This window comes from Mesorhizobium sp. M2C.T.Ca.TU.002.02.1.1 (genome assembly GCF_003997225.1).
On sequence record NZ_RZTO01000452.1, the window covers coordinates 1 to 5,045 of the forward strand.

A 5,045-nucleotide genomic window follows, 5' to 3' on the forward strand; every position below is an offset into this window, starting at 1 on the left:
CAAGGATACGGCCCTCGCGCGTGTATTTGATGGCGTTCGACACCAGGTTCTGGATCAGCCGGCGCAAAAGATTACGGTCGGTCATGACGCCGAGCGACGACGGCACGATCTTGAGGTCGAGCTTCTTTTCGGCGGCCAGCGGCCGGAAATCATTGCCGATCTGGCCGAGCAGCCCGCCGAGGTTGAAGGCGGCATTCTCAGGCTTCATGGCGCCGGCGTCGAGCCGCGAGATGTCGAGCACCGCGCCGAGGATGGTCTCGACCGATTCCAGCGAGGATTCGATGTTGATCGCGGCCTTGCCGGCCGGTCCCTTGCCGGCCTTCTCGATCAGCGACGAGCAATAGAGCCGGGCGGCGTTCAGCGGCTGCAGGATGTCGTGGCCCGCGGCGGCGAGGAAGCGCGTCTTGCCGAGATTGGCTTCCTCGGCCAGCATCTGCGCCTGCGCCAGCTCCTCGTTGACGCGGGTGAGTTCGATGGTGCGGGTCTTGACCCGCTGCTCCAGCGATTCATTGGCCCGTTTCAGCGCCAGATCCTGTTCGACGCGGCCGGAAATATCTGCATAGGTGGCGACGATGCCGCCGTCGGGCATCGGGTTGGAGCGCAGCTCCAGGATGCGGCCGCTGGTCTTCAGCTCCATCTGCCACGGGCCGGCGAAACTGGTCAGCCGGTTGAGCATCGTCACGCGCTGGTCGGCGGGAATATCGCCGCGCTCGGCGAGGTGGTGAAGGATCCGGTCGAGCGAGACGCCGACCTGGCCCATCTCGTCCGGCAGGTCGAACAGCAGCCGGTATTGCCGGTTCCAGCAGATCAGCCGGAAATCGCGATCGAAGACGGTGATGCCTTGCTCCATCTGGTCGAGCGCGATCTGCAACAGGTCGCGATTGTGCTGCAGCGCCTCGGTGGCGTCGTCGAGCAGTTTGAAGGCATCCTTGGAATCGCGGTCGTTGCGGCGGAAGAGCAGCGACAGGATCAGCCGCGCCGAGGACGAGCCGACGGCGCTCGCCAGCAACTGCTCCGAGAAGCGGATCACATCCATGTTGGCCTGTTCGGTGCCGAGCAGGGAGACTTTCGCGTCCCGCTCGAAGGATTGGAACGAACGCTCCGTGCGCTCGACCCCGAGATAGCGCGAAATCGTGTCCTTCAGGTCGTTGACGGTGACGGCGGTGCGGAAGCGGCGCAGGCTGGGCATCGGGCCGGCCTCGCGTGGCACGAAGATCGCCGCCTGGATGCGTTCCAGCGGCACCGATGCGCGGGAGAGGGACCCAAGGACGAAGAACAGCGCGTTGACCGAGAGGCTCCACAGCACGCCGTGGTTCAGCGGTTCGCCGACGGTGCCGAACAGCGCCTGCGGCCTCAGCGCCTCGAAGCCGAACAGGCCGTGGACGACGATGTCGGTAGAGGGACCGACGAGTGAAGGCAAGAGCAGCGTGTAGCCCCAGACGGCGATGCCTGCGACCATGCCGAGGGCTGCGCCCCGGCCATTGGCGCGGCGCCAGATCAGCCCGCCGACCAGCGCCGGCGCGAATTGCGCAATCGCGGCAAATGACATCAGGCCGATCGAGGACAGCCGCGCGCTGTTGGTGCTCTCACGGTAGTAGAGGAAGGCGATGAACAGCAGGATGAAGATCGAAGCTCGGCGCACATTGAGGATCAGCGTCGACCAGTCCTCGTTCTCCGAGGAACTGGTCTTGAGCACGCGCCGCACGAACAGCGGGATGACGAGATCGTTGGAGATCATGATCGACAGCGCGACGCTCTCGACGATCACCATGGCGGTCGCCGCCGACAGGCCGCCGACGAAGGCGGCCATCGCCAGCAGATCATGCCCACTGAGCAGCGGCAGCGACAAAACATAAAGGTCGCTGCTGGTCTTGGTGCCGACCAGCGACAGGCCGGCAAAGGCGATCGGCAGCACGAAGAGGTTGATCGCCACGAGGTAGAGCGGGAACACCCAGGTCGCCGTGCGCAACTCCGCCTCGCCGCGGTTCTCGACGATGGTGACGTAGAACTGCCGCGGCAGCATCAGGATGGCGAAGCCGCTCAAGGTCGTCAGCACCAGCCAGGTGGCTAGAGAGGTGTTGTAGCCCATGGCCTTGCGCACCTGACCGTTGCCCGAGAGCGTCGTCATCATGTCGCCCGGGCCGCCGAAGATGAGAAAAGTCACCATCAGGCCGATGGCGAGGAAGGCGGCGAGCTTGACCACCGTCTCGACCGCCACCGCCAGAACCAGCCCGTCCTGGTGTTCCGTGGCGTCGGCATGGCGTGTGCCGAACAGCACCGCGAAAAGCGCCAAAAGCATCGCCACCACCAGCGAGATATCGCTGACGAACGGATCGAAAGAGGGCGGCGAGCCGGTATAGTGCTCGACCATCAGGCTGACGGAGCCCGAGATCGCCTTGAGCTGCAGCGCGATATAGGGCACCGCGCCGATGGTGGCGATCAGCGTCGCAATCGCCGCTACGGTGAAGCTCTTGCCGTAGCGGGCGCCGAGGAAGTCGGCGATCGAGGTGATCTTCTCGCTCTTTGCCAGCCGGATCATGCGGTTGAGCAGCGGGAAGCCGAACACGAACACCAGCACCGGACCGGTATAGATGCCGAGGAATTCGAGGCCGCGCTCGGAGGACAGGCCGACCGAGCCGAAGAAGGTCCAGGAGGTGCAGTAGATGGCGAGGCTGAGCGCATAGATGAAGGGCCGGGCCCGTCCGAGCCCGGCTGCCACCGAGCGCCGGTCGCCGACGCTGGCGATGGCGAAAAGCAGCGTCACATAGGCGATCGCGATGATGACGACGAACCAGCCTTGCACGGTCCGCACTTCCTCCTAGAGCATGATGCCGAAAAGTGTGAAGCGGTTTTCGGGCGACATCATGCTCTGTTTCTTGACTTGACGCCGGTTCCTCATCCGGTTCCTACCACGCAATCACAGCTCCAACCGTGAGTCCATCGCGGCTTTCGCCGCATATGTGCTTGATGACGCTGTGGAAACACAAACCGGTGCTTTCGCCTTTTTTCCGGTTTTGCAACCGGGGGTTTTTGTTATGGTGGACCCGGGCCGGCGCCGAAGGACACTGGTGAGGCGGCAGCGCGGTCCGTCATGCAAGGAGGGTCGAATGCTGAAAGAATTCCAGGAATTCATCTCCCGAGGCAATGTGATGGACTTGGCCGTCGGTGTCATCATCGGCGCCGCCTTCTCCAAGATCGTCGATTCGCTGGTCAACGACATCATCATGCCGATCGTTGGCGCGATCTTCGGCGGGCTGGACTTCAACAATTACTTTTTCGGACTGTCCTCGAACGTCCATTCGTCCGCGCTGGCCGATGCCAAGAAAGAAGGCGCGGTCTTCGCCTATGGTTCATTCATCACGGTCGTGCTGAATTTCCTGATCCTTGCCTTCATCATCTTCCTGATGGTTAAGGCGGTGAACAACCTGCGCAAGCGGCTGGAGCGCGAGAAGCCGGCTGCCGCCGCAGCCCCGCCGCCGGCCGATGTACAGCTTCTGACCGAAATCCGCGACCTGCTCGCCAAGAAATAACACAGAGCCGGCGCCCTGGACCAAAACCCCGGCCGCTTGCGGCCGGGGTTTTCCGTTCGGCGATCTGATAAGAGCGCTGACCAGACGAATACGGATTTTACCTATGACCCTTATCGAGACCTTGCGCGCGGAAGCCCGCGCCGCGCCCGAAAGCGGCATCGTCGCCGTCATCAATCATGGCCGCCTGCGCGAAGGCCTGATTCCGCTCTGGGCCGGCGAGGGCGACCTGCCGACGCCTTCCTTCATCAGCGATGCCGCCGCCAAGGGATTGGCCGACGGCGAGACGTTCTACACCTGGCAGAAGGGCATCCCCGCGCTCAGGCAGGCGCTCGCCCGCTACTACGCCAGGCATTTCGGCAAGACCTTCGCCGAGGAGGAGTTCATCGTCACCGGCTCCGGCATGCATGCCATCCAACTGGCCATCGACGCGATCGCCGGCAGCGGCGACGAGGTGATCTACCTCTCGCCCGCCTGGCCGAACTTCGCCGCGGCCGCCGGCGTGGCGGGCGCCGTGCCGGTGCCGGTCACCCTCGACCAGTCCGGCAATGGCTGGTCCTGCGACGTCGACAAGATCGCCTCCGCGATCACGCCGCGCACGAAGCTCTTGTTCATCAACACGCCGTCCAACCCGACCGGCTGGACCGCCGACAGGGAGACGCTCCAGGCGATCCTCGATCTCGCCCGCCAAAAGGGCTTGTGGATCATCGCCGACGAGATCTATTCGCTGTTCCACTACGGCCACGGCCGCGCGCCGTCTTTCCTCGACGTCGCCACGCCCGAGGACCGCATCCTGTTCGTCAACAGCTTTTCCAAGAACTGGGCGATGACCGGCTGGCGCGTCGGCTGGATCAAGACCCATCCTGCCTTGCAGCAGGTGTTCGAAAACCTGATCCAGTACTCGACCTCGGGCGTCGCCCAGTTCATGCAGCGCGGCGCGGTCGCCGCCCTCGACGAAGGTGACGGCTTCATCGCCGAACAGGTGGAGCGCGCGCATGCCGCCCGCGATCTCGTCTGCGGCATTCTCGGCGAAACCGGCAAGGCGCGGTTCACCGTGCCGCAGGGCGCCTTCTACCTGTTCTTCAGGGTCGACGGCCTCACCGATGCTCGAAAAGCCGCCTTCGACATCGTCGACAACGCCAATGTCGGCCTGGCGCCCGGCACGGCCTTCGGGCCCGGCGGCGAGGCCTTCCTCAGGCTATGCTTCCACCGCCGCCTCGATCAGCTCGAGGAAGCGGCGCATCGCCTGGCGAAATGGATGAAGACGGTGTGAGCGAGGCGGCTTCAGCCGCCTGACTTCGGCACCAGCAAAGGAACGACGCGGTCGCTCTCGGCGACAACGGGACGGCCGGAGCCGGCATAGGGAATGCCCAGCGCATCCCAGGTCTCGACCAGCGCGTCCTGCAGTTCGGCGATCAGCGTGTCCGAATGGAAGGGTGTTGGCGTGATGCGCAGCCGCTCGGTGCCGCGCGGCACCGTCGGATAGTTGATCGGCTGGATGTAGATGCCGTGCACGCC

General features: G+C 64.3%; 3 protein-coding genes and 1 pseudogene. 2 read left to right on the forward strand and 2 right to left on the reverse strand.

The window, feature by feature from the left end; translation table 11 throughout:
• The coding region (locus EOD07_RS21975) for a PAS-domain containing protein (RefSeq protein ID WP_127236965.1) at nt 1-2,803 on the reverse strand (2,803 nt) is incomplete at its 3' end.
• Between the two features lie 304 nt (nt 2,804-3,107).
• On the opposite strand from EOD07_RS21975, the gene mscL reads away from it, so the two are divergent.
• Nucleotides 3,108-3,530, forward strand: a complete 423-nt coding sequence (mscL, locus tag EOD07_RS21980; RefSeq protein WP_127236966.1) for a large conductance mechanosensitive channel protein MscL — start codon at nt 3,108-3,110, stop codon at nt 3,528-3,530.
• Nucleotides 3,531-3,633: 103 nt separating this feature from the next.
• Complete coding sequence (locus EOD07_RS21985) at nt 3,634-4,800, forward strand: pyridoxal phosphate-dependent aminotransferase (protein WP_127236967.1); 1,167 nt, start codon at nt 3,634-3,636, stop codon at nt 4,798-4,800.
• A gap of 11 nt (nt 4,801-4,811) precedes the next feature.
• Here EOD07_RS21985 and EOD07_RS21990 read toward each other — a convergent pair.
• Nucleotides 4,812-5,045: pseudogene (locus tag EOD07_RS21990) on the reverse strand (5-aminolevulinate synthase); the annotation flags it as partial.

What these genes read in the sequence shown, in the direction of transcription:
- mscL (WP_127236966.1), top strand. Translation starts at nt 3,108, where the DNA reads ATGCTGAAAGAATTCCAGGAATTCATCTCCCGAGGCAATGTGATGGAC.
- EOD07_RS21985 (WP_127236967.1), top strand. Translation starts at nt 3,634, where the DNA reads ATGACCCTTATCGAGACCTTGCGCGCGGAAGCCCGCGCCGCGCCCGAA.